At 71.1% G+C, this 25,846-nt stretch carries 25 protein-coding genes and 1 tRNA gene; 10 read left to right on the plus strand and 16 right to left on the minus strand.

The window, feature by feature from the left end:
• Window positions 1–3: 3 nt before the first annotated feature.
• Window positions 4–615 (plus strand): HAD family hydrolase, encoded by a 612-nt coding sequence (locus ACFVU2_RS12755; RefSeq protein WP_387874734.1) that lies wholly within the window; start codon window positions 4–6, stop codon window positions 613–615.
• Here the strand turns inward: ACFVU2_RS12755 and ACFVU2_RS12760 are convergent.
• Together ACFVU2_RS12760 and ACFVU2_RS12765 are read right to left on the minus strand one after the other, a co-directional pair.
• Entirely contained in the window at window positions 612–1,400 is a 789-nt protein-coding gene (locus ACFVU2_RS12760; protein ID WP_387874737.1) for an ABC transporter permease, read from the minus strand. The genes ACFVU2_RS12755 and ACFVU2_RS12760 overlap by 4 nt on opposite strands.
• On the minus strand, window positions 1,397–2,284 hold the full coding sequence (locus ACFVU2_RS12765) for an ATP-binding cassette domain-containing protein (protein ID WP_387874740.1): 888 nt from the start codon (window positions 2,282–2,284) through the stop codon (window positions 1,397–1,399). Before ACFVU2_RS12765 ends, ACFVU2_RS12760 begins: the two co-directional genes overlap by 4 nt.
• 133 nt (window positions 2,285–2,417) lie before the next feature.
• On the opposite strand from ACFVU2_RS12765, the gene ACFVU2_RS12770 reads away from it, so the two are divergent.
• The gene (locus ACFVU2_RS12770) at window positions 2,418–3,380 is read left to right on the plus strand and encodes a TetR/AcrR family transcriptional regulator C-terminal domain-containing protein (protein WP_387874742.1); all 963 of its coding nucleotides are present in this window, start codon (window positions 2,418–2,420) and stop codon (window positions 3,378–3,380) included.
• Between the two features lie 20 nt (window positions 3,381–3,400).
• Here the strand turns inward: ACFVU2_RS12770 and prmC are convergent, their stop codons facing one another.
• Window positions 3,401–4,303 carry a peptide chain release factor N(5)-glutamine methyltransferase gene (prmC, locus tag ACFVU2_RS12775; RefSeq protein ID WP_387874744.1) on the minus strand — a complete coding sequence of 301 codons (903 nt, stop codon included), beginning with the start codon at window positions 4,301–4,303 and terminating at the stop codon, window positions 3,401–3,403.
• 138 nt (window positions 4,304–4,441) lie between these two features.
• On the opposite strand from prmC, the gene cysK reads away from it, so the two are divergent.
• The gene (gene cysK, locus ACFVU2_RS12780; protein ID WP_387874747.1) at window positions 4,442–5,392 is read left to right on the plus strand and encodes a cysteine synthase A; all 951 of its coding nucleotides are present in this window, start codon (window positions 4,442–4,444) and stop codon (window positions 5,390–5,392) included.
• A 17-nt stretch (window positions 5,393–5,409) separates the two neighbouring features.
• Complete coding sequence (epsC, locus tag ACFVU2_RS12785; RefSeq protein WP_387874750.1) at window positions 5,410–5,964, plus strand: serine O-acetyltransferase EpsC; 555 nt, start codon at window positions 5,410–5,412, stop codon at window positions 5,962–5,964.
• Between the two features lie 74 nt (window positions 5,965–6,038).
• On the opposite strand, the gene prfA is transcribed toward epsC, so the two are convergent.
• From prfA to argS, 8 genes are all read right to left on the minus strand, one after another.
• The gene (gene prfA / locus ACFVU2_RS12790) at window positions 6,039–7,115 is read right to left on the minus strand and encodes a peptide chain release factor 1 (RefSeq protein ID WP_387874752.1); all 1,077 of its coding nucleotides are present in this window, start codon (window positions 7,113–7,115) and stop codon (window positions 6,039–6,041) included.
• Between the two features lie 104 nt (window positions 7,116–7,219).
• Window positions 7,220–9,409 (minus strand): transcription termination factor Rho, encoded by a 2,190-nt coding sequence (rho, locus tag ACFVU2_RS12795; RefSeq protein ID WP_387874755.1) that lies wholly within the window; start codon window positions 9,407–9,409, stop codon window positions 7,220–7,222.
• Window positions 9,410–9,650: 241 nt separating this feature from the next.
• Complete coding sequence (thrB, locus tag ACFVU2_RS12800) at window positions 9,651–10,613, minus strand: homoserine kinase (RefSeq protein ID WP_387874757.1); 963 nt, start codon at window positions 10,611–10,613, stop codon at window positions 9,651–9,653.
• Window positions 10,610–11,713 (minus strand): threonine synthase, encoded by a 1,104-nt coding sequence (gene thrC, locus ACFVU2_RS12805; RefSeq protein WP_387874760.1) that lies wholly within the window; start codon window positions 11,711–11,713, stop codon window positions 10,610–10,612. Before thrC ends, thrB begins: the two co-directional genes overlap by 4 nt.
• Window positions 11,713–13,086, minus strand: a complete 1,374-nt coding sequence (locus ACFVU2_RS12810) for a homoserine dehydrogenase (protein WP_387874763.1) — start codon at window positions 13,084–13,086, stop codon at window positions 11,713–11,715. The genes thrC and ACFVU2_RS12810 overlap by 1 nt, the downstream gene beginning before the upstream one ends.
• The gene (gene lysA, locus ACFVU2_RS12815; RefSeq protein ID WP_387874766.1) at window positions 13,083–14,507 is read right to left on the minus strand and encodes a diaminopimelate decarboxylase; all 1,425 of its coding nucleotides are present in this window, start codon (window positions 14,505–14,507) and stop codon (window positions 13,083–13,085) included. Before lysA ends, ACFVU2_RS12810 begins: the two co-directional genes overlap by 4 nt.
• Window positions 14,508–14,630: 123 nt before the next feature.
• Window positions 14,631–15,440, minus strand: a complete 810-nt coding sequence (locus tag ACFVU2_RS12820; RefSeq protein ID WP_387874768.1) for a DUF2993 domain-containing protein — start codon at window positions 15,438–15,440, stop codon at window positions 14,631–14,633.
• Between the two features lie 4 nt (window positions 15,441–15,444).
• Window positions 15,445–17,133, minus strand: a complete 1,689-nt coding sequence (gene argS / locus ACFVU2_RS12825) for an arginine--tRNA ligase (RefSeq protein WP_387874771.1) — start codon at window positions 17,131–17,133, stop codon at window positions 15,445–15,447.
• Between the two features lie 107 nt (window positions 17,134–17,240).
• On the opposite strand from argS, the gene ACFVU2_RS12830 reads away from it, so the two are divergent.
• The 3 genes from ACFVU2_RS12830 (at window position 17,241) to rlmC (ending at window position 19,224) form a co-directional block, all read left to right on the plus strand.
• Complete coding sequence (locus tag ACFVU2_RS12830; protein WP_387874774.1) at window positions 17,241–17,849, plus strand: iron ABC transporter ATP-binding protein; 609 nt, start codon at window positions 17,241–17,243, stop codon at window positions 17,847–17,849.
• Window positions 17,850–17,923: 74 nt separating this feature from the next.
• Window positions 17,924–17,996: transfer RNA gene (locus ACFVU2_RS12835), tRNA-Arg, on the plus strand.
• Window positions 17,997–18,084: 88 nt separating this feature from the next.
• The gene (gene rlmC / locus ACFVU2_RS12840; RefSeq protein ID WP_387874777.1) at window positions 18,085–19,224 is read left to right on the plus strand and encodes a 23S rRNA (uracil(747)-C(5))-methyltransferase RlmC; all 1,140 of its coding nucleotides are present in this window, start codon (window positions 18,085–18,087) and stop codon (window positions 19,222–19,224) included.
• Here rlmC and msrA read toward each other — a convergent pair.
• Complete coding sequence (msrA, locus tag ACFVU2_RS12845; RefSeq protein ID WP_387874780.1) at window positions 19,221–19,736, minus strand: peptide-methionine (S)-S-oxide reductase MsrA; 516 nt, start codon at window positions 19,734–19,736, stop codon at window positions 19,221–19,223. The genes rlmC and msrA overlap by 4 nt on opposite strands.
• 13 nt (window positions 19,737–19,749) lie before the next feature.
• Entirely contained in the window at window positions 19,750–20,196 is a 447-nt protein-coding gene (msrB, locus tag ACFVU2_RS12850; RefSeq protein WP_387875760.1) for a peptide-methionine (R)-S-oxide reductase MsrB, read from the minus strand.
• 229 nt (window positions 20,197–20,425) lie between these two features.
• Here msrB and ACFVU2_RS12855 point away from each other — a divergent pair, with 229 nt between their 5' ends.
• On the plus strand, window positions 20,426–21,154 hold the full coding sequence (locus ACFVU2_RS12855; protein ID WP_387874783.1) for an alpha/beta fold hydrolase: 729 nt from the start codon (window positions 20,426–20,428) through the stop codon (window positions 21,152–21,154).
• 39 nt (window positions 21,155–21,193) lie between these two features.
• On the opposite strand, the gene ACFVU2_RS12860 is transcribed toward ACFVU2_RS12855, so the two are convergent.
• A complete protein-coding gene (locus ACFVU2_RS12860; protein ID WP_387874785.1) occupies window positions 21,194–22,438 on the minus strand; it encodes a mechanosensitive ion channel family protein in 1,245 nt (414 codons plus the stop codon).
• A 114-nt stretch (window positions 22,439–22,552) separates the two neighbouring features.
• Here ACFVU2_RS12860 and ACFVU2_RS12865 point away from each other — a divergent pair, with 114 nt between their 5' ends.
• Window positions 22,553–23,548 carry an SDR family oxidoreductase gene (locus ACFVU2_RS12865; RefSeq protein ID WP_387874787.1) on the plus strand — a complete coding sequence of 332 codons (996 nt, stop codon included), beginning with the start codon at window positions 22,553–22,555 and terminating at the stop codon, window positions 23,546–23,548.
• Between the two features lie 13 nt (window positions 23,549–23,561).
• Here the strand turns inward: ACFVU2_RS12865 and ACFVU2_RS12870 are convergent, their stop codons facing one another.
• Both ACFVU2_RS12870 and ACFVU2_RS12875 read right to left on the minus strand, forming a co-directional pair.
• Window positions 23,562–24,116, minus strand: coding sequence for a hypothetical protein (locus ACFVU2_RS12870; protein WP_387874790.1), 555 nt, complete (start codon window positions 24,114–24,116; stop codon window positions 23,562–23,564).
• 46 nt (window positions 24,117–24,162) lie between these two features.
• A complete protein-coding gene (locus ACFVU2_RS12875) occupies window positions 24,163–24,480 on the minus strand; it encodes a hypothetical protein (RefSeq protein WP_387874794.1) in 318 nt (105 codons plus the stop codon).
• A gap of 115 nt (window positions 24,481–24,595) precedes the next feature.
• On the opposite strand from ACFVU2_RS12875, the gene ACFVU2_RS12880 reads away from it, so the two are divergent.
• Window positions 24,596–25,783: an ROK family protein gene (locus ACFVU2_RS12880; protein WP_387874797.1), complete on the plus strand. Its 1,188-nt coding sequence runs from the start codon at window positions 24,596–24,598 to the stop codon at window positions 25,781–25,783.
• The last annotated feature ends 63 nt before the right edge of the window (window positions 25,784–25,846 follow it).

Genomic DNA, 25,846 nt, shown 5'->3' on the forward strand with positions numbered 1-25,846 from the left:
ACCGTGCTGTTCGTCTTCGACATGGACAACGTGCTCTACGAGTACGACTGGCGGCGCCGCATGGCCGGGATGTCGCAGCTCACCGGCCTCAGCCTCGCCGAGCTGCGCGAGCGCTGGTGGCACCACGAGGGCGAATGGGCGGCCGAGGCCGGCGCGTTCGCCGACGAGACCGAGTATCTGGACGCCCTGCGGGCGGCTCTGCGCGTGCCGGTGTCGGAGGAGGACTTCCTCCGCATCCGCGGCGACGCGATGACCCCGTGGCCGACCTCGCTCCGCGCCGTCGAACGCGCACGCGAGCTCGGGACCGCGACCCTGCTCACCAACAACGGACCGCTGATCGCCCGCCGGCTGAGCCGGCTCGCGCCCGAGCTGGTGCCGCTCCTCGGCGTCGAGCACCTGCGCGCCTCCTCCGACTACGGCGCACGCAAGCCCGACCCGGTCGTCTACGAGCGCGTGCTGGAGCGCTACGGGGCGCGGCCGGAGGAGACGTTCTTCGCCGACGACATGATCGAGAACGTGGAGTCCGCCGCCGCGCTCGGCATCCACGCGCACCTGTTCCGCACGCCGAACGGCCTGCTCGACGCCGTCGAGCAGGCCGCCGAGCTGGTCCCCTAGCGGCGCCCGGCCCGCCGGCGGAACAGCCAGGCCGCCCAGACGTAGGCGCCGAGGATGATCACCGCGCACCACCCGAGCGCCCACCAGAGATCGGAGCCGGGGTCGCGGCCGAAGAGGAACGCCCTGATCGTCTCGATGATCGGGGTGATGGGCTGGTTCTGCGCGACCCACTGCAGCCACTGCGGCATCGTGTCGGTGGGGACGAACGCACTGGAGAGGTACGGCAGGAAGAGCAGCGCGAAGCCGTAGCCGCTCGCCGAGGTCGGGTTCTTCGCCGCGATCCCGATGCCGGCGTAGAGCCAGGTGATCGCCAGGATGAAGAGGGCGACGATCGCGAGAGCGGCGATCCACTGCCCGGCGTCCGCCGTCGGCCGGAAGCCGACGAGGAGCGCGACGCCGATGACGACCCCGGTGGCGACGAGGTTGCGCACCAGGCTGGCCACGACGTGGCCGGTGACGACGCCCTGCGATCGCAACGGCATCGTGCGGAACCGCTCGACGATCCCGTCGCTCATGTCCTGCGCGATGTCGACGGCGGTGCTCGACGCACCGAATCCCGCGCAGAGCAGGATGATCCCCGGGACCACGTAGTCGACGTAGCCGCCCTCGCTGTCGAGTGCGCCGCCGAAGACGAAGGTGAAGAGCAGCATCAGCATCACCGGCAGGACGATCGCCATCGTGAGGGCCTCGACGTTGCGCAGGGAGTGGCGGATGCTGCGCCCGATGAAGACGGCCGTGCTCGTGAGCGGGGAGACGGTGGGGCGGGTGGGTGCGAGGGCGGTCATCGCACGACCTCCTTCTGATTCGTGAGGGCGAGGAAGGCGTCGTCCAGGCTCGGCTTGCGGATGCCGATGGACACGCCCGGAATGGCGAGGGCGAGGGCGTCGAGCTCGTCGATCGCGGCCCGGAGCCCGTCGACCGTCCCGTCGGTGGGCAGTTCGCGGAGCACCTCGTCGCCGGGACCGCGCAGCTCGACGACCTCGCCGCCGACCAGGGCCTTGAGCTCGGCCGCGGTCCCCTCGGCGACGATCGTGCCGTGGTCGAGGACGGCGACCCGGTCGGCGAGGTGGTCGGCCTCCTCCAGGTACTGCGTGGTCAGGAGGATGGTGGTGCCGCCGCGGGCGAGGCCCTCGATGATGTCCCACAGGGCCTGCCGGCTGCGGGTGTCGAGACCGGTGGTCGGCTCGTCGAGGAAGATCACCGGAGGAGTGGCGACCAGGCTGAGCGCCAGGTCGAGGCGCCGGCGCATGCCGCCGGAGTATGTCGCGACGCGCTTGCGCGCCGAGCCCGTCAGGTCGAAGCTCTCGAGCAGTTCTGAGGCGCGCCGACGGGCCCCTGCCGACGAGTAGCCGGAGAGACGCGCCATCATGCGCAGGTTCTCCTCCCCCGTCAGCACCCCGTCGACCGCCGCCGACTGGCCTGTCAGGCTGATCGCCGTCTTCACCCCCTCGCGGTCCGCGACGACGTCGTGACCGCAGATGGTCGCCGTCCCGTCATCCGGGTCGACGAGGGTGGAGAGGATCGAGATGAGCGTGGTCTTGCCCGCTCCGTTCGGCCCGAGCAGGGCGAAGACGGTGCCCGCCTCCACACGCAGGTCGATGCCGTCGAGCACGGTCTGCGCCCCGAAGGACTTGCGCAGGCCCTCGACGTCGATCGCGGTTGTCGTCATGGTCTTCCCTTTCTGTGTATTAACCAAACTGTTTATGGTGCATACGATTTCGTTTAAGTGATACACAGTTCTAGGATGGATGTCAACGACCGGTCCCGGATCCCCGGCACCGACCCCGAGGAAGGCGGAGCAGATGCCCGATGACGTCGAGGCCGCACTCCCCCGCGCCGTCGCCCTGAGCTGGGGGGTCGCCGAGCGGCCGCAGCGCGGCCCCAAGCGCGAGCTGAGCATCGAGCGCATCGTCGACACCGCGATCGCGATCGCCGATTCAGACGGCCTCGCCGCCGTCTCGATGAGCCGCATTGCCGGCGACCTCGGGTTCACCACGATGTCGCTCTACCGCTACGTCACCAGCAAGGACGACGTGCTCGCCCTGATGCAGGACGCCGTGTGCGACGTCCCCATCCCGCCGGACGACGAGGACGACGCCGCGCCCGACTGGCGTCAAGGCCTGCGGGAATGGGCGATGGCGAGCATCCACGTGATCGAGGCCCACCCGTGGTTCCCCGACATCCCGATCACCGGCGTCCCGTTGATGCCGAACAACCTCGCCGTGCTCGACTGGGGCCTGCGCGTCATGCGCGCGCTGCCTCTCTCGCACGCCGAGAAGATGTCCGTCGCCCTGCTGCTGTCGTCCTACGCCCGCGCCGTCGGGATCGTCGAGCGCGACATGCGGCTCTCACGCCGCGACGACGCTCCCCCGCAGAACGGCGAGGCCTTCGTCGCAGCGCTCGGCGAGCTCGTGACGCCCGAGCGGTTCCCCGATCTCGCGCCCCTCGTCGGCTCGGGCGCCTACGTCGACGACGGATCGGACGGGCAGGACGACTTCGCGTTCGGCCTCGAACGCATCCTCGACGGCATCGAACGCTACGTCGCCGCTCGGGAGCAGGGCGAGGAGCTCTCCCCCGCGCCGGAGCGGCCGGAGGCGGTTCCCAACGACAAGACCGTGCGCGAGGCCTCCAAGGCCCGACGCGAGGCCGAGAAGGCGCTGCGGGAGGCCCGCAAGCGCGAACGCGAGACGATCGAACGTGCCAGGGAGCGCATCCAGCGCGAGACCGAAAAGGCGGCGCGAGAGGCGGAGCGGCGCGGGCGCTGAGCGAATCGGCTCGGAGCGGCTCAGCGCAGCGCGGTCGTCGCCCGATCGCGCGTCGTGAGGTCGCGGTGGGTGGCCGCCGCGCGCCAGCCGTCGGAGGTCAGGAGCGCGCGGATGTCGGCGCCCTGCAGCTCGCCGTGCTCCAGCACGAGCGTGCCGCCCGGCCGCAGCAGCCGCTGGGCCACGCGGGAGATCACGCGCACGACGTCCAGACCGTCCTCGCCGCCGTAGAGCGCTGCCGCGGGGTCGAAGAGCCGCACCTCGGGGTCGCGCGGGATGGCGGCGTCGGGCACGTACGGCGGGTTCGAGATCACGACATCGACGGTGCCGTCGAGCTCGGGCAGCGCGTCCGCCAGATCGATGAACACCGGGCGCAGATTCGTCGCGCCGGTCTCGTCGACGTTGCGGCGGGTCCAGACGAACGCCTCCGGCGAGTTCTCGACCGCGAACACGCGTGAGTGGGGCACCTCCGTCGCAAGCGCGAGCGCGATGGCGCCGCTGCCCGTCCCCAGATCGACCGCGATGGGCTCCGGCGACGGGACCGCGCGCAGTGCATCGATCGCGAACTGGGCGACCTGCTCCGTCTCGGGGCGCGGCACGAAGACGCCCGGGCCGACCGCGAGCTCCAGCGAGCGGAACGCGGCGCGTCCGGTGATGTGCTGCAACGGCTCCCGCGCGGCGCGGCGCTCGGTGAGCGCCCGGACCTGCTCGGCCTCCGCCTCCTCCATCGACGAGCCCAGCACGCCGAGGGCCTGCACACGCCCCCGGCTCACCCCGAGCACGTGGCCGACGAGCAGTTCGGCGTCGACCTCCGGATCGGGCACACCGGCGGCGGCGAGCACACCCGCCGTGCGGTCGCGGACGGAACGGACGGCGAGGAGCGCGGACGAGTCCGGTCCGTCGGCAGCAGGGGTCTCGGGAGGCATGGCCCACCGAGCCTATCCTCATCGGCGCCCGTCCATCCCGACCCCGTCACACACCCGTTCCCGGCACACGGGCGGATTAGAGTGGAGCACGCTACCCCTCAACACCCGCCATCCACCAGCCGCCACGAGGAAGAGGCCATGTCAGATCAGGTTCAGGGTCACATCTACAACGACGTCACCGAGACGGTCGGCCGCACGCCGCTCGTCAAGCTGGGCCGTCTCGCCGACGGCACCGGCGCCACCGTGCTGGTCAAGCTCGAGTTCGCCAACCCGGCCGGCAGCGTGAAGGACCGCATCGGCGTCGCGATCGTCGACGCCGCCGAGAAGGCGGGGGCGCTCCGCCCCGGCGGCACCATCGTCGAGGGCACCAGCGGCAACACCGGCATCGCGCTCGCGATGGTCGGCGCGGCCCGCGGCTACAAGGTGATCCTCACCATGCCGGAGACCATGAGCAAGGAGCGCCGTGTGCTGCTGCGCGCCTTCGGCGCCGAGATCGTCCTGACCCCCGGTCCGGACGGCATGCGCGGCGCGGTCGAGAAGGCGCAGGAGATCGTCGCCTCCTCCGACAACGCGATCTGGGCCAAGCAGTTCGCCAACGAGGCCAACCCGGCCATCCACCGCGCCACCACGGCGGAGGAGATCTGGGCCGACACCGCCGGCGGCGTCGACATCTTCGTCGCGGGCATCGGCACCGGCGGCACCATCACCGGCGTCGGCCAGGTGCTCAAGGAGCGCAAGCCGGGCGTGAAGGTGGTCGCCGTCGAGCCGCTCGACTCCCCCATCCTGAGCGGCGGCAAGCCCGGACCGCACAAGATCCAGGGCATCGGCGCCAACTTCGTCCCCGAGATCCTCGACACGACCGTCTACGACGAGGTCGCCGACGTCTCGTTCGACGACGCCATCGAGGTGGCGAAGAAGCTCGCGAGCCAGGAGGGCATCCTCGCCGGCATCTCGTCGGGAGCGATCGTCTGGGCCGCCCTCGAGCAGGCGAAGCGTCCCGAGAACGCCGGCAAGACCATCGTCGCGATCGTGTGCGACACCGGCGAACGCTACATCTCGACGCCCCTGTGGGCGGACCTGCTGGACTGACGTTGCCGTTCGGTCGAATGCGGGAGGACATCCGCAACGCACGCCGGCACGACCCGGCCGCGCGGGGCACCGCCGAGGTCGCTCTGGCGTACTCGGGGCTCCACGCGGTCTGGGCGTATCGCGTCGCCCACCGGATGTGGCGGGCGGGGCTGCGCACGCCCGCCCGCCTGCTCTCGCAGTTCGCGCGGTTCCTCACCGGCATCGAGATCCATCCCGGAGCCCGCATCGGGCGGCGCTTCTTCATCGACCACGGCATGGGCGTCGTGATCGGCGAGACCACGTGGATCGGCGACGACGTGATGATCTATCACGGCGTCACCCTCGGCGGCCGCGGGAGCGGTCAGGGTAAACGGCACCCGACCATCCACGACGGCGTCGTCGTCGGAGCGGGTGCGAAGGTGCTCGGCGCAATCACGATCGGCGAGCACAGCGTGATCGGCGCGAACGCGGTGGTCACGAAGGACGCCCCGCCGGAGTCGGTGCTCACCGGCGTTCCGGCCCGCGCACGCCCGCGGTCCGGCCACGAACAGATCGCCGGCGACGAGTGGCTCGACCCGGCCCTCTACATCTGAGCTGCTCGCGAGTGGTCGAAAAGTAGTCGAAAAAGTGTCGAGAGGGCGAACTGTTCGCCCTCTCGACGCGGGGATCAGTCGTTGGCGAGGTCGGCCAGGCGGGCTTCCTCGTCGGCGAGGATGTTCGACTCGATGACGGGCTCCAGGGCGCCGTTCATGACGGAGTCGAGGTTGTACGCCTTGTAACCCGTGCGGTGATCCGCGATGCGGTTCTCGGGGAAGTTGTACGTGCGGATGCGCTCGGAACGATCCATCGTGCGGATCTGGCCCTTGCGGAACTCCGCGGCCTCGGCGTCCGCCTCCTCCTGCTGCTTGGCCAGCAGCCGGGCCCGCAGCACGCGCATCGCGGCCTCGCGGTTCTGGAGCTGGCTCTTCTCGTTCTGCATCGAGACGACGATCCCGGTCGGCACGTGCGTGATGCGCACGGCCGAGTCGGTCGTGTTCACCGACTGGCCGCCGGGGCCGGACGAACGGAACACGTCGATCTTGAGATCGTTCGGGTTGATGTCGACCTCTTCAGGCTCATCCACCTCAGGGAAGACGAGCACACCGGCGGCCGAGGTGTGGATGCGGCCCTGCGACTCGGTCGCGGGCACACGCTGCACGCGGTGCACACCGCCCTCGTACTTGAGGTGCGCCCAGACGCCCTCGGCAGGGTCGCTCGACGACCCCTTGAACGCGACCTGCACATCCTTGATGCCACCCAGATCGCTCGAGGTCTGCTCGATGATCTCGGCTTTCCACCGCTTGGAGTCCGCGTAGTGGAGGTACATGCGCAGCAGGTCGCCGGCGAAGAGCGCCGACTCGGCGCCGCCCTCGCCCATCTTGATCTCCATGATCACGTCGCGGCTGTCGTTGGGGTCGCGCGGGATGAGCAGGCGGCGCAGCTTCTCGCCCGTCTCCTCCACCGACTGCTCCAGCCCGGGGATCTCCTCGGCGAAGCCCGCGTCCTCCGCAGCGAGCTCGCGCGCGGCCTCGAGGTCGTCGGAGAGCTGCTTCCACTCGTTGTACGAGGCCACGATGCGCGACAGCTCGGCGTACCGGCGGTTCACCTTCTTCGAGCGGACCGGGTCGCTGTGCAGGTCCGGGTCGGAGAGCTGCTGCTGGAGGTCGTCGTGCTCGGCGATGAGGCTGCTCACGGATTCGAACATGGGGACTGCTTTCTCGCGGGAGGGATCCGGGGACCGTCGCGGTCCGGGAACGGAAAAGTGCCCGCCCTCCGCGCACAGGGCGCGACGGACGGGCACTTCGTCAGCTAGCGGTGGTCGTTCTCGTGACCGTGCGAGTGGGCGGTGCCGTGACCGTTGGTCGGCTGCGGCATCGACTTCTGCACCTGCATCAGGAACTCGACGTTGCTCGAGGTCTCCTTGAGCCGGCCGAGGACCATCTCGAGGGCCTGCTGCTGGTCGAGCCCGGCGAGGGCGCGGCGCAGCTTCCAGGTGACCTTGACCTCGTCCTGCGCCATCAGCATCTCCTCGCGGCGGGTGCCGGAGGCGTTGACGTCGACGGCGGGGAAGATGCGCTTGTCGGCCAGCTGGCGCGACAGGCGGAGCTCCATGTTGCCGGTGCCCTTGAACTCCTCGAAGATCACCTCGTCCATCTTCGAGCCGGTCTCGACCAGCGCCGAGGCGAGGATGGTCAGCGAGCCGCCGTGCTCGATGTTGCGGGCGGCACCGAAGAAGCGCTTCGGCGGGTACAGCGCCGCCGCGTCCACGCCGCCCGACAGGATTCGGCCCGAGGCCGGAGCCGTCAGGTTGTACGCACGACCCAGGCGGGTGATCGAGTCGAGCAGCACGACGACGTCGTGGCCCAGCTCCACCAGACGCTTGGCACGCTCGATGGCGAGCTCGGCGACGGTGGTGTGGTCCTCGGCGGGGCGGTCGAAGGTGGAGGCGATGACCTCGCCCTTCACCGTGCGCTGCATGTCGGTGACCTCTTCGGGACGTTCGTCCACCAGGACGACCATGAGGTGCACCTCGGGGTTGTTCGTGGTGATCGCGTTGGCGATCTGCTGCATCACGATCGTCTTGCCGGCCTTGGGGGGCGCGACGATGAGACCGCGCTGGCCCTTGCCGATCGGGGCGACGAGGTCGATGATGCGCTGCGTGACCTTCGTGGGCTCGGTCTCCAGGCGCAGGCGCTCCTGCGGGTAGAGCGGGGTCAGCTTGCCGAACTCGACACGCGTCGCCGCCTCCTCCACGGTCTGGCCGTTGATCGAGTCGACCTTCACCAGCGCGTTGTACTTCTGGCGGCTGTTGTTCTCGTTCTCGCGCGGCTGGCGGATGGCGCCGACCACGGCGTCGCCCTTGCGCAGGTTGTACTTCTTGACCTGGCCGAGGGAGACGTAGACGTCGCTCGTGCCGGGGAGGTAGCCGGTCGTGCGGACGAACGCGTAGTTGTCCAGCACGTCGAGGATGCCCGCCACGGGGAGCAGCACGTCGTCGTCGGACAGCTCGGGCTCGAACTCGTCGCCGGGGCCGCCGCGACGCTTGCGGTTGCGGTCACGGTCGCGGTAGCGGCCGGACCGCTCTCCCTCGGCGTCCTGCTGCTGCGACTGCTGCTGCTGCTGGCCGCGGGTCTGCTGACCCTGCTGCTGGCCCTGCTTCTGCTCGTCGCCGCCCTGGAGGTCCTTCGGCTGGCCCTGCTGGCCCTGCTGGCGCTCGCCCTGGTTGCCGTTGGCGTTGCCGTTCTGGCCCTGGGCGGTGTTCTTGTTGCGGTTGCGGTTGCGACGGCTGGAGCGGGACTGCTGCTCGCCCTCGGTCTGCGCCTGGGTCTCGCCCTGCTCGGACGGCGCGACCTGCTCGGCCTCGCCGTTCTGCTCGGCCTGCTGCTGCTCGCCGCCCTGCTCCTGCTGACCGTTCTGCCCACGGCCACGACGACGGCGTCCGCCGCCCTGGCCGTCTCGCTGCGCCTGCTCGCGCGATGCGAGGGCGGAGTCGAGGAGTGCGTCGACATCGGGGATGAGCGACTCGACGCCGGTCTCGCCCGAGTTGACGTGTCCGGCGGCGGTGAGGCTCGTGCCGTCCGGGCTCGACGCGCGGCGCGAACCGCGGCGACGCGGCTCCGCAGCCGGCTGTGCGGCGGCCGTCTCGGCGACGAGGGCGGTCTCCGAGACGGGTTCGACCGTCTCGGCGGCGGCCGGCTCGGCGATGAGCGGCTCGATGAGGACCTGCGAGGCGGCGATCGCCCGGTCCGCCTGCTCGGCGGCGGGCTGCTCGGCGGTCGCCTGCTCGGCGGCCGCCTCGACCGGGGCGGCGGCCTCGACCGCGACCTCCGGAAGAGTGGCGGCGCGCGCGGCCGCGATCGCCTCGACGAGCTCGCCCTTGCGGAGCTTGCTGGCGCCCTGGAGGCCGAGCCGGGAGGCGAGAGCCTGGAGCTCCGCCACCTTGAGCGCGGTCAGGTCGCTGGTGTCCACGCCCCCGGCGTGGAGTTCGACATCAGTCACTGAAGAGGATTCCTTTCCCCCGACGCGCTCTCTGCGCGTCGCTGTGGAGCACTCGTCACATGAACTGCCCTGACCGATTCGCGTTCTGATCCGCGCTACGGTGCGCCCCGGACATCCGGGCACGCAGGCAGGAATGACGGCATGATTGCTTTGAGATCACCCGGAAGCTGAATTCGCTCGTGACGCGGTTTCTTCACGGGTGCACGCACAGTTTACCACCTCGGACCCGGCGTTTTTGACGCTAGGCGGCGGGCGTGTCCGCCGTCTCGGTGGCGACGGAGGTGACCGTCGCGCCCTTGAAGTCGACCGCGAGCATCAGCGGCTTCCAGTCGGTCTCCGCCTCGCCCGCGACGAGCTCCGCGGCGGCGAGCCGCTGGCTCGGATCGCTGCAGAGGACGAGGATGGACGGTCCGGCGCCCGAGACGACGGCGGCGAAGCCGCGTTCGCGGAGCAACGTGATGAGACGGTTCGTCTCCGGCATCGCCGAGGCGCGATAGCTCTGGTGGAGCTTGTCCTCGGTCGCGGCATGCAGCAGCTCGGGGCTCTGGATGAGAGCGGCGACGAGCAGGGCGGAGCGGGAGACGTTGAAGACGGCGTCCTCGTGCGGCACGGACTGCGGCTGCAGGCTCCGGGCCAGCGCGGTCGACATCACGTGGGACGGGACGAGCACGAGCGGCGAGACGCCGCGGTGCACGATGAGCTTCTTGAACTGCGGCCCCTCGGGGGTGACCCACGCGATGGTCAGACCGCCGAACAGGGCGGGCGCGACGTTGTCGGGGTGACCCTCCATGTCGTTCGCGAGCGCGAGCAGTCCCTGGGCGTCGAACTCGACGACGCCCTCCAGCAGCCCCTTCGCGGCCATGATGCCGGAGACGATGGCGGCGCCGGAGGAGCCCATCCCCCGGCCGTGCGGGATGCTGTTGCGCGCCACCAGCTCGAGCCCGGGCAGCGGGTGGCCGACCGACGCGAAGGTGTGCGCGATCGCGCGGACGACCAGGTTGGTCTCGTCCGTCGGCACCTCGCCGGCGCCGACCCCGATGACCTCGACAGTCGCGCCGGGCTCGTCGCGGACGGAGACCTGCAGCTCGTCGTAGAGCGCGAGCGCCAGGCCGAGCGTGTCGAAGCCGGGGCCGAGGTTGGCGCTCGTCGCCGGCACCTTGACCTGGACCGACCGGCCGCGCAGCGCGTCGACCGAGTACGTCACGCGGTCGCTCCGCTGGCGACGAGGCCGAGCACGTCGGCGATGGCCGCGGTGTCGACGGGCACGACGGTCGGCTGCACGTCGGAACCGTCGGCGGTGCGCAGGGCCCACTGCGGGTCCTTCAGGCCGTGGCCGGTGACCGTCAGGACGACCGTGGCGCCCGCCGGGATGACGCCGGCGTCGGCGCGCTCGAGCAGACCGGCGACGCTGATCGCCGACGCGGGCTCGACGAAGATGCCGACCTCGGACGAGAGGATGCGGTGCGCCTCGAGGATCCGGGCGTCGTCGATCGCGCCGAAGTAGCCGTCGCTGTCGTCGCGCGCGTTGAGCGCGAGCTCCCACGACGCCGGGTTGCCGATGCGGATCGCGGTGGCGATGGTGTCCGGGTCCTTGACCGGGTGGCCGAGCACGATCGGCGCGCTGCCGGCGGCCTGGAAGCCGAACATCCGGGGCAGGCGGGTGGTCTCGCCGCGCTGGAGCTCCTCGGTGTAACCGCGGTGGTACGCGGTGTAGTTGCCCGCGTTGCCGACCGGGACGATGTGGAAGTCCGGCGCGTCGCCGAGCGCCTCGACGACCTCGAACGCGGCCGTTTTCTGGCCCTCGATGCGGTCGGGGTTGACGGAGTTGACCAGGTGCACCGGGTAGTTCGTGGCGAGGTCGCGGGCGATGTCGAGGCAGTCGTCGAAGTTGCCCTGCACCTGCAGCAGCTGCGCGTTGTGCGCGATGGCCTGGCTGAGCTTGCCCATCGCGATCTTGCCCTCGGGAACGAGCACGACCGCCTGGATGCCCGCGTGCGTCGCGTACGCGGCGGCCGAGGCGGAGGTGTTGCCGGTGGAGGCGCAGATGACGGCCTTCGCACCGTGCTCGACGGCCTTCGAGATGGCCATCGTCATGCCGCGGTCCTTGAAGGAGCCCGTCGGGTTCATGCCCTCGAACTTGACGTAGACGTCGGCGCCGGTGCGGGCCGAGAGGGCCGCTGCCGGGATGAGCGGGGTGCCGCCCTCGCCGAGGGTCACGATCGGCGTGGCCTCGGAGATGTTCAGACGGTCCGCGTACTCGCGCAGGACGCCACGCCACTGACGACTGTAGGACTTCTCGGGCATTACGATCCTTCGACTCGGAGAACGGATGAGATGGCGGTCACGACATCACTGGCCGCGAGCGCCTCCACGGTGGCCGCCAGAGCGGCCTCCTCGGCTTCGTGGGTGCCGATCACCAGGGTAGCGGTGGGTGCGCCCGCGCCGTGAATCGGACCGTCCGCACCCGATGGAACGTGTCCTGCGATGACGACGGCACCGGTCGTGCTGGGGACCGACTGCTGCATCGTCTCGACGCTGACCCCGCCGTCGCTGAGGATGCGCGCGACCGAGGCGAGCACGCCCGGCTGGTCGGTCACGTCGAGCGTGATCTGGTACCGCGTGACGACGCGGCCGATGTCGAGCACGGGGAGATCGGCGTGCGTCGACTCGGCCACACCCGGGCCGCCGACGACGTGGCGGCGCGCGGCCGAGACGACGTCGCCGAGCACCGCGGAGGCGGTCTCGACGCCGCCGGCGCCGGCGCCGTAGAACATGAGGTCGCCTGCGGCGCCCGCCTGCACGAACACCGCGTTGTGGGCGCCGTGGACGGCGGCCAGCGGGTGGTGCCGGTCGACCAGGGCCGGGTAGACGCGGGCCGAGACGCCCTCCTCCCCCGTCTCCGGATCGGTGAGGCGCTCGCAGATCGCGAGGAGCTTGATGACGGCGCCGGCCTCGCGCGCGGCCTCCACCTGGGCGGTGGTGATGCCGGTGATGCCTTCGCGGTAGACCCGCTCGAGCGGGACGGTCGTGTGGAAGGCGAGGCTCGCGAGGATGGCCGCCTTCTGGGCGGCGTCGTATCCGCCGATGTCGGCGGTCGGGTCGGCCTCGGCGTAGCCCCGCTCGGTGGCGGTCGCAAGGGCGTCCTGCAGGCTCTCGCCGTTGACGTCCATGCGGTCGAGGATGAAGTTCGTCGTGCCGTTCACGATGCCGAGGATCCGGTTCACGCGGTCGCCGGCGAGGCTGTCGCGCAGCGGCCGGATGATCGGGATCGCACCGGCGACGGCGGCCTCGTAGTAGAGCTGCGCGCCCACCTGCTCGGCGGCCTCGAAGAGCTCCGGCCCGTGCGTGGCCAGGAGCGCCTTGTTCGCCGTGATGACGTCGGCGCCCGAGTTGAGCGCCTCGAGCACGTAGCCGCGGGCCGGCTCGATCCCGCCCATCAGCTCCACGACGATGTCGGCGCCGAGGATCAGGGAGGTCGCGTCGGTCGTGAACAGCTCGCGCGGTAGGTCGACGTCGCGCGGGGCGTCGACGTCGCGCACGGCGATCCCGACCAGCTCGAGCTTCGCGCCGACGCGCGAGGCGAACTCGTCGCCCTGCTCCAGCAGGAGGCGCGCCACCTGCGACCCGACCGACCCGGCCCCGAGCAGGGCGACGCGGAGGTTGCGGTACTCGATCATCGGTTGACTCCTTCACCGGCGGTGCCGTCGTACGCGGCGTCGCGCGCCAGCAGATCCGCCTCGGTCTCGCCGCGCACGATGACGCGGGCGTGGCCGTCGCGCACCGCGATCACGGGCGGACGGCCGAGGTAGTTGTAGTTGCTCGCCAGCGACCAGCAGTAGGCGCCGGTGGCGGGCACGGCGAGGAGGTCGCCGGGCCGCACGTCGGAAGGGAGGTACTCGGCGTCGACGACGATGTCGCCGCTCTCGCAGTGCTTGCCCGCGACGCGCACGAGAGCGGGAGCCGCGGCCGAGATCCGGCCCGCGAGCCGTGCCGAGTAGTCGGCGCCGTAGAGAGCCGGGCGGGCGTTGTCGCTCATCCCGCCGTCGACGCTGACGTACCGGCGCACGGCCGTCTCGCCGTCGTCCTCCGCGGAGACCAGGACGTCCTTGGTCGTGCCCACCGTGTAGAGGGTGAGCCCGGCGGTGCCGATGATCGTCCGGCCCGGCTCGAAGGCGACCACCGGGATCGGGATCCCGAGCTCGGCGCATCCCGCGGCCACGGTCTCGGCGATGCGGCGGGCCAGTTCGCCGATCGGTGCGGGGTCGTCGAGCGCGGTGTAGGCGATGCCGAAGCCGCCGCCGAGGTTGAGCTCGGGGACGTCGCCGCCCGCGAGCAGCCCGCGATGCACCGCGAGCAGCCGGGCGGCCGACTCGACGAAGCCGTCGGCGCCGAAGATCTGCGAGCCGATGTGGCAGTGCAGGCCGAGGAAGCGCAGGCTCTCGTGCGACCGGATGCGCGCGACGGCGTCGGCGGCGTCATCGAGCGCGATGCCGAACTTCTGGTCCTCGTGGGCGGTCGCGAGGAAGGCGTGGGTGTGAGCGTGGACGCCGCTGTTCACCCGCAGGCGGACGCGCTGCGTCCGGCCGTGCCGGGCGGCCGCGTCCGCAACGCGGTCGATCTCCTGCAGGCTGTCGATGATGATCGCGCCGATGCCGGCCGAGACGGCGCGGTCGATCTCGGCGGCGGACTTGTTGTTGCCGTGGAACCCGAGTCGCTCGGGGTCGACGCCGGCGGCCAGGGCCACGGCCAGCTCGCCGCCCGAGCAGACGTCGATGTTGAGGCCGGCGTCGTCCATCCAGCGCGCGACCTCGATGGAGAGGAACGCCTTGCCCGCGTAGTAGACCTTCGCCGCGGTCCCGACCTCGGCGAACGCGGTCTGCAGGGCGTCGCGCACCTCGGCGGCGCGCTCCCGCGCCTCCTGCTCGTCGACGACGTAGAGCGGGGTGCCGAAGCGCTCGGCGAGCTCGGAGGCGCGCACGCCTCCGACGCTGAGCTCCCCGTCGTCGCGCACGACGGTGCGGGACCAGAGACCGGGGACGAGCGCATTGGCATCATCCGGGATGTGCAACCACGGGGGCGCGAGCGGATTCGCAGGCATAGGGAGAACCTCACGGGAACGACGAGTGGGGGATCTCTCAGGCGAGCGGACCCGGATTGGCCCCTGAAGCCGATGGAGAAGTACGAGAAGTCTACCGATGCCGCAGGGCGGCTCCCGACCGTGTTACGAGCAGCTCCCCTTGCTGCGCAGGAACTTCTCGTTCATGACGAAGTCGCTCGCCGTCAGCGTCACGGTGGCATGCCCCGGCGTGACCGCGATGTCGGAGACCTGGACGCCGTCGGGGAGGTACTGCGCCGCGCAGACCGGGAACGGGCCGCGGTCGGTGAGCGCCTGGAAGAGCCGGGTCAGGTTGACGTCGGCGCCCGAGCCGGTGTCGAGGGAGGCCTTGTCCGGCTGGAGCAGGACGGTGTCGCCGGCCGCCTTCGGCGTCGCCGTGACCGAGTAGCCGACCGGGAGCCCGAGCAGGTCGATGCTGCCCTTGTATCCGATGACGCCGTCACCGAGGGTGATGTCGCCGGTCGCTCCCGGGATGGTCACCAGCTTGTTGAGCGATGCCTGCGAGATGCTGAGCGTCCCGGTCGCGTCGGCGATGGGCTTGCTGAAGTCGGCGGGCACTCCCGTCGCCACGATGGACGCGCTGAGCGGTGCGCCGTTCGCGGTGAGCTTCGGCGCATCCAGCTCCACCCGCTGGAAGGTGCCGGAGAGGTACTGCTGCAGCACGGAGACGCCGCCGATGTGCACCTGCACGTCGCCCGAGACCTCGGGCGGCAGATTCTTCTCGATCTCCGACGACACCCGCTGCTCCGCGTAGGCGCGGACCGCGACATCGGCCACCACCAGGAGCACCGCGAGCACGACGAGCGGGATCAGGATCCACAGCAGCACGCGCACCCAGCGCGGGCGACGGGTGCGCTCAGGAGCCGCGCCGGGCGTCGCCGGCTCGGGGAGGACCTCGGTGGGCTGCTCGCTCATCCGGTCACATCCGCTCGGGAGCGGACACCCCCACGAGGGAGAGGCCGTTGCGGATGACCTGGCCCGTCGCATCGTTCAGCCACAGCCGGGTGCGGTGGGCGTCGGTGACGGGCTCGTCGCCGAACGGGATCACGCGCGTGGAGCCGTCGCGCACGGCGTACCACGCGTGGTAGAGCCCGGCGACCTCTTCGATGTACCGCGCGACGCGGTGGGGCTCGCGCAGCTCGGCCGCCTGCGCGACCACCCGCGGGAACTCCTGCAGGGCCCCGAGCAGGGCGCTCTCGCTCTCGTGGACCAGCAGCTCCGGCCGGAACACGCTGCGGTCGACGCCCGCCTTCGCGGCGTTCGCGGCCACCGAGCAGGTGCGCGCATGGGCGTACTGCACGTAGTAGACGGGGTTCTCGTTGCTGCGCTTGCTCAGCAGATCCAAGTCGATGTCGAGCTGGGAGTCGGTGGACGAGCGGACCAGGGAGTACCGGGCGGCGTCGACGCCGACCGCGTCGACCAGGTCGTCGAGCGTGACGATCGTCCCCGCGCGCTTCGACATCTTCATGGGCTCGCCGTCCTTGACGAGGTTCACCATCTGGCCGATGAGGATCTGGAGGTTGACGTTCGGCACGTCGCCGAAGGCCTCCGTCATCGCCATGAGCCGCCCGATGTAGCCGTGGTGGTCGGCGCCGAGCATGATGATGTTCTGCTCGAAGCCGCGCTCGCGCTTGTCGAGGTAGTAGCCGAGGTCGCCCGAGATGTAGGCGGGCTCGCCGTTGGAGCGGATGATGACGCGGTCGCGGTCGTCGCCGAACGTCGTGGTGCGCAGCCAGATGGCGCCGTCGGCCTCGAAGATGTGCCCCTGGTCGCGCAGGCGCTGGATCGCCCGTTCGACCGCGCCGGACTCGTGCAGCGAGTCCTCGTGGAAGTAGACGTCGAAGTCGACGCCGAACGAGTGGAGGCGCTCCTTGATCTCCTCGAACATCAGAGCCGTGCCGCGCGAGCGGAAGACCTCCTGCTGCTCGTCCCGCGGCAGCGCGGAGAGGTCGCCGTCGTACGACTCCGCGACCCGCGCGGCGATCTCGCCGATGTAGGCGCCGCCGTAGCCGTCCTCCGGAGTCGGCTCGCCGAGGTAGGCGGTGAGGAGGCTGCGTGCGAAGCGGTCGATCTGGGAGCCGTGGTCGTTGAAGTAGTACTCGCGTGTGACGTCCGCGCCGGCCGCCTGCAGGATGCGCGCCAGGCTGTCCCCGACCGCGGCCCAGCGGGCTCCCCCCATGTGGATCGGGCCGGTCGGGTTCGCGGAGACGAACTCGAGGTTGACCAGCAGGCCGTGGTACAAGTCGCTGCGGCCGTAGGCCTCGCCGGCCTCCAGGATCGTCTGCGCCAGCTGTCCGGCCGCGGCCGCGTCGAGCCGGAAGTTGATGAAGCCGGGCCCGGCGACCTCGGCCGACGCGACGCCGTCGATGGACGCGGCGGCCTCCGCGATCTCCGTCGCGAGCTCGCGCGGGTTGGCGCCCACCTTCTTCGCCAGGCGCATGGCGACGTTGGACGACCAGTCGCCGTGCTCGCGGTTCTTCGGGCGCTCGAGCGGCACGTCGTCGAGCGTGACGACCAGCTCGCCGAGCTCCGCACCGCCCGCGCGTCGCCGGTCGACGACCGCGGTCACGATGTCGAGCAGGGCGGCGGAGAGGTCAGCGGGAGTCATGAGGACCGATTCTACCGGGCGCGCGAGGCCTCGACGGATCGCGCACCCGTGTCGTCTTGGTAGTCTCGTCGGGACGTATCCGCCGACACGGAAGACCACTCACCGCCATGTCCTTCCCCGCTCGATCCGCCCTCCGCATCGCGACCGTCGCAGCCGCACTCGCCGGCGCGCTCGCCCTCGCCGGATGCACCCCCGCTGCGACGCCGTCCCCGTCCCCGACGGCCACCGCCGGTGGAGGATCGACCGCGAAGCCGACGCCGACGCCCACACCGACGGCGACCGAACCGGCGACGCCGGTCACGATCGGCTGCGACCAGCTCGTCACCTCGGACCAGATGTACGCGTTCAACCCGAACTTCGGCGCGAACCCGAACTACAGCCCGAAGGACGGAAGCCTGGAGAAGAAGGCGGCGGATTGGCAAGGGGTCACGTGCTCCTGGCTCAACCAGACCAGTGGCGACGTCATCCAGATCGCCGTCGCGCAGCCGCCCGCGAGCCAGCTCGACGCGCTGAAGAACGCCGCGATCACGGACTCGCAGCCGGTCCCCACCTACGGCGCCCCGCCCATCGAGGGCTACTTCAAGACGGGCGAGTCCGGTCAGGTCCAGATCTTCCGCGGCGGATTCTGGATCGTTGCCGAATCGACTGCGTTCTTCGAGCCGGGCGATGCCGCACCGCTGATGGAGAACGTGCTCGGCAACCTGCCCGCCAGCTGACGCGACCGCTCCCGGGCGTGCTCGCACGTGCGAGCACGCGGGAAAAGTGATGCTAGCCTGGACGGGCACTCCTGGCCCCCATAGCTCAGGGGATAGAGCGTCTGCCTCCGGAGCAGAAGGCCGCAGGTTCAAATCCTGCTGGGGGCACCGGAACCGCACGAAGGCCCTTCTCCCGCGGAGAGGGGCCTTCGTCGTTGCGATTCACGGCACCCCGACCGCGTACCATTGACCGGTCATGGACTGCTCCTACTTCAACGCCGGCGTGTGCCGGTCGTGCACGCTGATGGGCGTGCCGTACGCCGAGCAGTTGGCGGAGAAGGACCGATCAGCCCGCGCGCTCCTCGAACCGTACGGCGACGCCTCCTGGCTCCCGCCCGTCGCGAGCGCCGAGTCCGGGTACCGGAACAAGGCGAAGATGGTCGTCGGCGGCACGCTCGATCGGCCGACGATCGGCATTCTCGATGAGAAGGGCCGCGGAGTGGACCTGCAGGAGTGCGGCATCTGCGCTCCCGGAGTCCGGGCCGCCCTCCCGGTGCTCGCCCGATTCGTCACGCGCGCGAAGCTGGTGCCGTACAGCGTCCCGGATCGCCGCGGCGAGCTGAAGTTCGTGCTGGTCACCCTCTCCCCCGACGACGAGCTGATGATCCGATTCGTGCTGCGGGACGAGTCCGCCGTCGCGCGCATCCGGCGCGAGCTCGGATGGCTGCTCGCCCAGCTGCCGAACACGCGCGTGGTGTCGGCCAACATCCAGTCCGAGCACAAGGCGGTCGTCGAGGGAGACCGGGAGATCGTGCTGACGCCGGAGTCGTCGCTCGTGATGCGCGTCGGCGGCGTGGGCCTGCGGCTGCGGCCGCAGAGCTTCTTCCAGACGAACACCGCGGTCGCCGAAGCGCTGTACGCCCAGGTGAGCACGTGGGTCGACGCAGTGTCGCCCGCGAGCGTGTGGGACCTCTACTGCGGGGTCGGCGGCTTCGCGCTGCACTGCGCGGCGCCGGGGCGTCGCGTCGTCGGCGTCGAGACCAGCCGGGAGGCGGTGAAGAGCGCCCGCGCCACGGCGGCGGCCGCAGGTCTCCCCCAGCTGGCCTTCCGCGCCCAGGACGCGACCGCGTTCGCCCTGGCGGCGAAGGCGGCCCCGGAGCTGGTGATCGTGAACCCGCCGCGGCGCGGGATCGGTGCCGACCTGGCCGGATGGCTGGAAGACTCCGGCGTCCCCCACGTCGTCTACTCCAGCTGCAATCCGAAGAGCCTGGCGACCGACCTGGCCCGGATGCCGTCGTACGGCATCCGGACCGGTCGCGTGCTGGACATGTTCCCCCAGACCGGACATCTGGAGGTCGCGGTCCTGCTGGAGCGGGTCCAGCCGTACCCGGCCTAGCCCGCGAGCGTCTCCGACCGCTTCGGCAGCACCCAGCCCGGGCGGGCGAAGTGGCAGGTGTAGCCCCACGGGATGCGCTCCAGGTAGTCCTGGTGCTCCGGCTCCGCCTCCCAGAACGGGCCGGTAGCCTCCACCTCGGTGACGACCTTCGCGGGCCAGAGCCCGGAGGCGTCGACGTCGGCGATGGTGTCCTCCGCGACGCGACGCTGCTCGTCGTCGGTGTAGTAGATCGCCGAACGGTAGCTGGTTCCCACGTCGTTGCCCTGACGGTTCTTCGTCGACGGGTCGTGGATCTGGAAGAAGAACTCCAGCAGCTCGCGGTACGAGGTGCGCTCGGGGTCGTACTCGATCTCGATCGCCTCGGCGTGAGAGCCGTGGTTGCGGTAGGTGGCGTTCGCCACGTCGCCGCCGGTGTAGCCGACGCGGGTGCCGGTCACTCCGGGGCGCTTGCGGATCAGGTCCTGCATGCCCCAGAAGCAGCCTCCGGCGAGGATGGCCTTCTCAGTCGTCATTCGTTCGTTCTCCCTACTTCTCGAAAAGGCGGCGGTAGACGCCGTAGCCCTGTGCGTCCAGCTCGGCGAGCGGGACGAAGCGGAGCGCGGCGGAGTTGATGCAGTACCGCATGCCGCCGTCGGCGACGGGACCGTCGTCGAACAGGTGGCCCAGGTGGCTGTCGGCCTGGCCGGAGCGCACCTCGGTGCGGCGCATCCCGAACGTGCGGTCGGTGTTCTCGATGATCTCCGCGGACTCGATCGGCCGCGTGAAGCTCGGCCAGCCGGACCCGCTGTCGTACTTGTCGGTCGACGAGAAGAGCGGCTCGCCCGACACGATGTCGACGTAGATCCCCTCGTCGTGGTTGTTCCAGAACTCGTTGCGGAAGGCCGGCTCGGTGGCCGACTCCTGGGTCACGGCGTACTGCCGCTTGGTGAGGCGCCCGATCGCATCCGGGTCCTTGGTGTAGCGCGGTGTCACGTTCTCCTGTGTCACGATTCCTCCTCGATGCGGATGCCGCCGGCTGCGGCCCGCACTGAAGAGAACAGCGGACGGGTCCCGGTTGGTCCCGCTGATGCTGAGTCTTCGCTGTGAGCGATGCGGGACTAGCCGCGCGCCCATCGGTCCCCTACTCTGTGGCTGTTCCACCGCCCCTCCCGCACGACCCCACTCCCCCTCGTCCCGGAACGGCACCACGGAAGGAACCCACGTGTCCCCCCTCCCCACCATCGTCCTCGTCCATGGAGCCTGGGCCGACGCCTCCAGCTGGAACCCGGTCATCACGGCGCTGCGCGAACGCGACTTCACCGTGATCACCGTCCCGAACCTCCTGCGCGGCATCGCGGGCGACGCCGCGTACGTCGCCTCCGCGATCGCGCAGCGCACGACCGGCCCGGTGGTGCTCGCCGGGCACTCCTACGGCGGCGCCGTCATCAGCGGAGCGGCGCTCGGCGGCGGGGATGTGCGCGCCCTCGTCTACGTCGACGCCTTCCTTCCGGACGACGGCGAGACCGTCGTCGGACTCCTGGGTGGTTCTGGATCGGTTCTCGACGTGCCCGACCCGACCACGGTGCTCGACGTCGTCGGCTATCCGGGGGCGCCGGAGGGGGACGCGGACGCGTACCTGAAGGCGAGCACCGTCCACGACTCGTTCGCCCAGGACCTCGACCCCGCGGTCCGCGAGCTCGTCTTCGCGACGCAGCGCCCCATCGCGCTCGCGGCCAACGTCGGACCCGCCGGGCCGCCCGCCTGGCGTCAGCTGCCGAGCTGGGCGCTCGTCGGCACGGAGGACCGCATCATCCCGCCCGCGACCCAGCGCCGCATGGCCGAACGCGCCGGCTCCACGATCGTGGAGACCCCAGCCGGCCACGTGTCCATGCTCTCGGCGCCGGACGTCGTCACCGGGGTGATCGTCGCAGCCGCGGAGTCCCTCGGCTGAGCGACGCCGGCCGTGAGCGCCGTCGTCCCCCACGCGTCCTCACGGCCGGGCCTGCCCGTCGCCACCCTCATCCCCGTCCCCGTCCCCGTCGCCATCCCCGTCCCCATCGCCGTCTGACGGGATCACCGGGATGGCCTCGGTGAACTGCGCGCCGCGCTGCTCCTTCTCCGGCGACCCGCCGAACAGCCGCGCGTCGTCGTGGGACTGCGCCCGGGCGCGCGCCGTCGGCTCCGTCGGCTCGGGAGGCTGCACCAGCTCGACGCGCGACCGGGGCAGCGAGGCGGGAGCGTACCGCTGCATCCACTCGACGAGGCGCTCGCGCACCAGGCAGCGCAGGTCGAACAGGGTCGGGGCGTCCTTCGCCGTGACGAGCACCCGGACGCGCACCCATCCGGCGACCGCATCCGTCACCTGGAGGACGCCGGTCCGGCCGTCCCACAGGTCGGTCGCGGCCAGCACGCGGTTGAGCTCCGACCGCATCCCGGCCGGCGACACCCGCCAGTCGAGGTCGAACTCCACCGAGCCGAGCAGCTCGCTGTGCTGCCGCGTCCAGTTCTCGAACGGCTTGGTCGTGAAATACGTGGAGGGCAGCACGAGACGCCGGTCGTCCCACACATGCACGACCACGTAGGTGAGCGTGATCTCCTCGATCGTGCCCCACTGCTGCTCGACCACCACCACGTCGTCGAGCCGGATGGCGTCGCTGAAGGCCAGCTGGATCCCCGCGAACAAGTTGGCCAGGCTGGACTGCGCAGCGACACCGGCGATGATCCCGATGACGCCGGCCGAGGCGAGGAGACTCGCGCCGGCCGCCTGCAGAGCGGGGAAGGTCAGCAGCACGGCGCCGAGGCCGATGACCACGGCCGCAACGACGGTGAGCCGCCGCAGGATGAGCACCTGGGTCCGCACCTTGCGCGCGTACCGGTTGTCGGGCACGTCGAGCCGGTAGCGCGCGAGACCGAGGTCTTCGACGAACACCACCAGAGCGGCGGCGAACCAGACCCCGGCGACGATGGCGAGGATCAGCAGGGTGTGCTGGATGCCCTGCCGCCAGGCGGGCGACACCTCCGGCGGAAGGGCGATGGCGACGGCGATCCACAGGACGACGATCAGGAGGAACAGGCGGAACGGGACGCGGGCGTTGCGGATCAGCAGCTCGGGCCAGGTGCGGCGGCGCGCGACGACGCGCAGCACGGCGCCGACGATCGCCGTGACGACGATCGCGAGCACGACGGCCACGACGCAGGCGACCGCGAGCCCGGGCCAAGTTCGGAGGGCGGACACGGCGGAGGAGGCTCCTTCGGGTGGGGACGGGGTGCCGTGGAGTGTACGCCCGGGCCGCGCTACGCTGAGGACTTCGGGGGAATCGGTCGGTCGGCGAGGAAGCGGGAGACAGGCATGGCAGCGACACGGACGCTCTTCATCGGCGGCACGGGGGTCATCAGCTCCGCCTGCGTCGCCGAGGCGGTGGAGGCCGGGCACGAGGTCACGGTGGTGAACCGGGGATCGAGCGGTGCGCGCCCTCTGCCGGACGGCGTCGAGGTGCTGCACGCCGACATCCGCGACCCGCAGAGCGTGCACGACGCTCTGGGCGAGCGCAGTTTCGACGTGGCCGCCGAGTTCCTGGCGTTCACGCCCGAGCACGTCCGCACCGACTTCGACCTGTTCGAGGGCCGCGTCGGCCAGTACGTCTTCATCAGCTCGGCCTCGGCGTACCAGACGCCGCCGTCGCGGCTGCCGGTCACCGAGTCCACCCCCCTGCGCAACCCGTTCTGGCAGTACTCGCGCGACAAGATCGCGTGCGAGGACCTGCTCGTCGAGGCGTACCGCGAGCGCGGGTTCCCGATCACGATCGTGCGGCCGTCGCACACCTACGACCGCACGATGATCCCCACCAGCGGACACTGGACCGACCTCGAGCGGATGCGGCGCGGCGCTCCCGTCGTCGTGCACGGCGACGGGACGAGCCGGTGGACGATCACGCACAACACCGACTTCGCCGTCGCCTTCACCGGCCTGCTCGGCCTGCCCGAGGCGGTCGGCGACACCTTCCACATCACCGGCGACGAAGCACCGACCTGGGACCGCATCTACTGCGACCTCGCCGAGGCGCTCGGTGTCGAGGCCGAGCTGGTGCACGTCGCGAGCGAGTCCATCGCCGCGGTCGTCCCGGAGCTCGGGCCCGGGCTGCTCGGCGACAAGGCGCACTCGATGCAGTTCGACAACAGCAAGGTGCGCGCCCTCGTGCCCTCGTTCCAGCAGCGGGTCCCGTTCGCCCGCGGTGCCGGGGAGATCGTCGAGTACTACCTCGCCGACGCCTCGCGGCAGCGGGTCGACCCGGACCTCGACGCGGCGTTCGACCGGCTGGTCGACCACGCGCGCGCGTTCGGATGACCCGCGCCACGGGTCACTTCGAGTAGCCGGAGCTCGCTCCTCCCGACGTCGACGTCGCGGCGGCGCCGATCTTCGATCCGTCGGGCATGACGGCCCACCAGATGCCGCCGACGCCCTGGCCGGTCACGTCGCCCGCCGACGAGTCGCCCGCGAAGGTGTAGAGAGGCCGGCCGTCGAGGGTGACCTGCTTGTTCCCGTCGACCCCGGTGATGGTGCCGACGGTCCCCGTCACGCCGCTGACGTCGGGCTTCGCGGAGTCGCTCTCCACGGCGGGCCACTGCGCGGCGCATGCTCCCGAGCAGCTGCTCGTTCCCGCGTTCTGGGTGTCCTTGTCGAACACGTAGACGGTGAGCCCCTTGCCGTCGACGACGACGGTCCCGAGGGAGGTGTCGCCCGTCTTCAGCGCGGCGGTGGACGCCGAGCCGGAGGAGCCGGACGACGCGCCCGCTGTCGTCGCGGAGCTGCTGCCGGAACTGCTTCCGGCGCTGCTCCCGCCTGCGGAGCAGCCGGCGAGCGCGATCATGGTCACCGCGGCGGCGGCGGCGAGTGCGGCGATTCTCATTCTCATGGTGTTTCCCTTCCACGAGTGGCACGAGACGGGCACCCGCCGAGGTTCACCAGAACGTCAGGGAGAATCCCGCCGAGAACGCGGTGACGCCGGCGCCGCCCAACCCGACGAGGCCGCTCGCGAGGGCGAGCCAGGCGATCCACGACTCCGGCACGCGCCGTGCCGCGAGCACGACCGCCGCGACGGCGAAAGCGCCCAGCAGCGCGAGCGTCGTGAGAGCGGGGGCGTCCCGCTGCCGGGGCGAGCACGGCGACGGGTAGACCGCCGCGCAGACGGAGGGCAGACTCCAGGCCCCGAGCACCGCCGCCACGCAGACCAGCCAGATCGCGCCGAACGCGATGACGGCGCGGAGGGTGTCGGACATCCCGCCTCCTCCCCGTCGAGTTGCGGTCGACTCTAGCGACGAAACACAAGCTTTACTATTAAGAAACTTTCCTGATACATTCCCGTCAGATGATCGTTCCGATGGAGGGATGAGGATGGCCGACAGACCGGTTCGGGGCACGCCAGCATGGCTGCGCGAGACGAACGACCGCACAGCGCTCTCGTTGCTGCTCGAGCACGGCGTCCTCACCCGCAGCCGCATCGGCGAGCTCTCCGGCCTCTCGAAGCCGACCGCCGCGCAGATGGTGTCCCGCCTCGAGACCGCCGGCCTCATCCACGTGGTCGGCGAGGTGTCGGGAGGCCGCGGGCCCAACGCGGCGAGCTACGCCGTGCGCACCGACCGCATGCTCGGCGTCGCGATCGACATCGACGCGACCGTGCTCCGCTCGACCGTCGTCGACGCCGCGGGAGGCGAGCACCCCATCGCGGTCACCCCGCTCGCCGCCCGCACCCCCGAGGACGACGTGCGCGCGGCCGTCGACGCCGCCTGCTCCGCGGCGGGCGTCGGCTCCGACCGGGTCCGCGCCGTGTGCATCGGCGTCCAGGGCGCCCTCGACCCGCGCACCGACGAGCTCACCTACATCGAGACGCTGCCGGGCTGGCCGAAGCAGGGCATCCTGCGCCGCCTCGAGGATGCACTGGGCCTCGACGTGCACATCGACAACGACGCCAACCTCGCCGCCATCGCCGAACGGGCGGACGGCGCGGGCGCCGACACCGGCGGATTCGCACTGCTGTGGATGGGCGACGGCCTCGGCCTCGCCGTCGACCAGGGCGGCGCCGTGCACCGCGGGGCCTCCGGCGGCGCCGGCGAGATCGGCTACCTCCCCATCTCGCGGGAGGCCGCCGCGCTCGACCCCGACGCCCACGACCTCCAGGACCTCGTCGGCGGCCCCACCGTCGCCCGCCTCGCCGCCGCCCACGGCGTCCCCGCGTTCGGCGAGCCCGACGCGACCGGCGCACCCGGCGCCGGCTCTCCCGGCGCCGGCTCTTCCGGCGTCGACGCCCTGATCGCCGAACTCGCGCCGCGCGTCGCCGTCGGGGTCGTCCCCGTGCTGGCTCTCCTCGACCCCGAGCGCATCGTGCTCGGCGGTCCGACGGGCCGTGCGGGCGGCGCGCTCCTCGCCGAGCGCGTCACCGCCCTCCTGCGCGAGCAGTGGGGCTCCCCCACCATCGTCGCCACCGGCGTCCCCGCCCACCCCGTTCTCCGCGGGGCGCGGGAGCACCTCCTCGGCGAAGTGCGCGGTGCGCTCTTCGCCGAAGTGTCCCGGATCACCGTCTAGGGCACCGCTCCTCCCGCACCAGCAATGTCCATCCCTGCATCACGACCGGAATCAGTGAGGAAA

This window comes from Leifsonia sp. NPDC058194, assembly GCF_042883605.1.
GTDB lineage: Bacteria > Actinomycetota > Actinomycetes > Actinomycetales > Microbacteriaceae > Leifsonia.

What these genes read in the sequence shown, in the direction of transcription:
- ACFVU2_RS12760 (WP_387874737.1), bottom strand. Translation starts at nt 1,400, where the DNA reads ATGACCGCCCTCGCACCCACCCGCCCCACCGTCTCCCCGCTCACGAGC.
- ACFVU2_RS12765 (WP_387874740.1), bottom strand. Translation starts at nt 2,284, where the DNA reads ATGACGACAACCGCGATCGACGTCGAGGGCCTGCGCAAGTCCTTCGGG.
- ACFVU2_RS12770 (WP_387874742.1), top strand. Translation starts at nt 2,418, where the DNA reads ATGCCCGATGACGTCGAGGCCGCACTCCCCCGCGCCGTCGCCCTGAGC.
- prmC (WP_387874744.1), bottom strand. Translation starts at nt 4,303, where the DNA reads ATGCCTCCCGAGACCCCTGCTGCCGACGGACCGGACTCGTCCGCGCTC.
- cysK (WP_387874747.1), top strand. Translation starts at nt 4,442, where the DNA reads ATGTCAGATCAGGTTCAGGGTCACATCTACAACGACGTCACCGAGACG.
- epsC (WP_387874750.1), top strand. Translation starts at nt 5,410, where the DNA reads ATGCGGGAGGACATCCGCAACGCACGCCGGCACGACCCGGCCGCGCGG.
- prfA (WP_387874752.1), bottom strand. Translation starts at nt 7,115, where the DNA reads ATGTTCGAATCCGTGAGCAGCCTCATCGCCGAGCACGACGACCTCCAG.
- thrC (WP_387874760.1), bottom strand. Translation starts at nt 11,713, where the DNA reads ATGCCCGAGAAGTCCTACAGTCGTCAGTGGCGTGGCGTCCTGCGCGAG.
- ACFVU2_RS12810 (WP_387874763.1), bottom strand. Translation starts at nt 13,086, where the DNA reads ATGATCGAGTACCGCAACCTCCGCGTCGCCCTGCTCGGGGCCGGGTCG.
- lysA (WP_387874766.1), bottom strand. Translation starts at nt 14,507, where the DNA reads ATGCCTGCGAATCCGCTCGCGCCCCCGTGGTTGCACATCCCGGATGAT.
- ACFVU2_RS12820 (WP_387874768.1), bottom strand. Translation starts at nt 15,440, where the DNA reads ATGAGCGAGCAGCCCACCGAGGTCCTCCCCGAGCCGGCGACGCCCGGC.
- argS (WP_387874771.1), bottom strand. Translation starts at nt 17,133, where the DNA reads ATGACTCCCGCTGACCTCTCCGCCGCCCTGCTCGACATCGTGACCGCG.
- ACFVU2_RS12830 (WP_387874774.1), top strand. Translation starts at nt 17,241, where the DNA reads ATGTCCTTCCCCGCTCGATCCGCCCTCCGCATCGCGACCGTCGCAGCC.
- rlmC (WP_387874777.1), top strand. Translation starts at nt 18,085, where the DNA reads ATGGACTGCTCCTACTTCAACGCCGGCGTGTGCCGGTCGTGCACGCTG.
- msrA (WP_387874780.1), bottom strand. Translation starts at nt 19,736, where the DNA reads ATGACGACTGAGAAGGCCATCCTCGCCGGAGGCTGCTTCTGGGGCATG.
- ACFVU2_RS12865 (WP_387874787.1), top strand. Translation starts at nt 22,553, where the DNA reads ATGGCAGCGACACGGACGCTCTTCATCGGCGGCACGGGGGTCATCAGC.
- ACFVU2_RS12870 (WP_387874790.1), bottom strand. Translation starts at nt 24,116, where the DNA reads ATGAGAATGAGAATCGCCGCACTCGCCGCCGCCGCCGCGGTGACCATG.
- ACFVU2_RS12875 (WP_387874794.1), bottom strand. Translation starts at nt 24,480, where the DNA reads ATGTCCGACACCCTCCGCGCCGTCATCGCGTTCGGCGCGATCTGGCTG.
- ACFVU2_RS12880 (WP_387874797.1), top strand. Translation starts at nt 24,596, where the DNA reads ATGGCCGACAGACCGGTTCGGGGCACGCCAGCATGGCTGCGCGAGACG.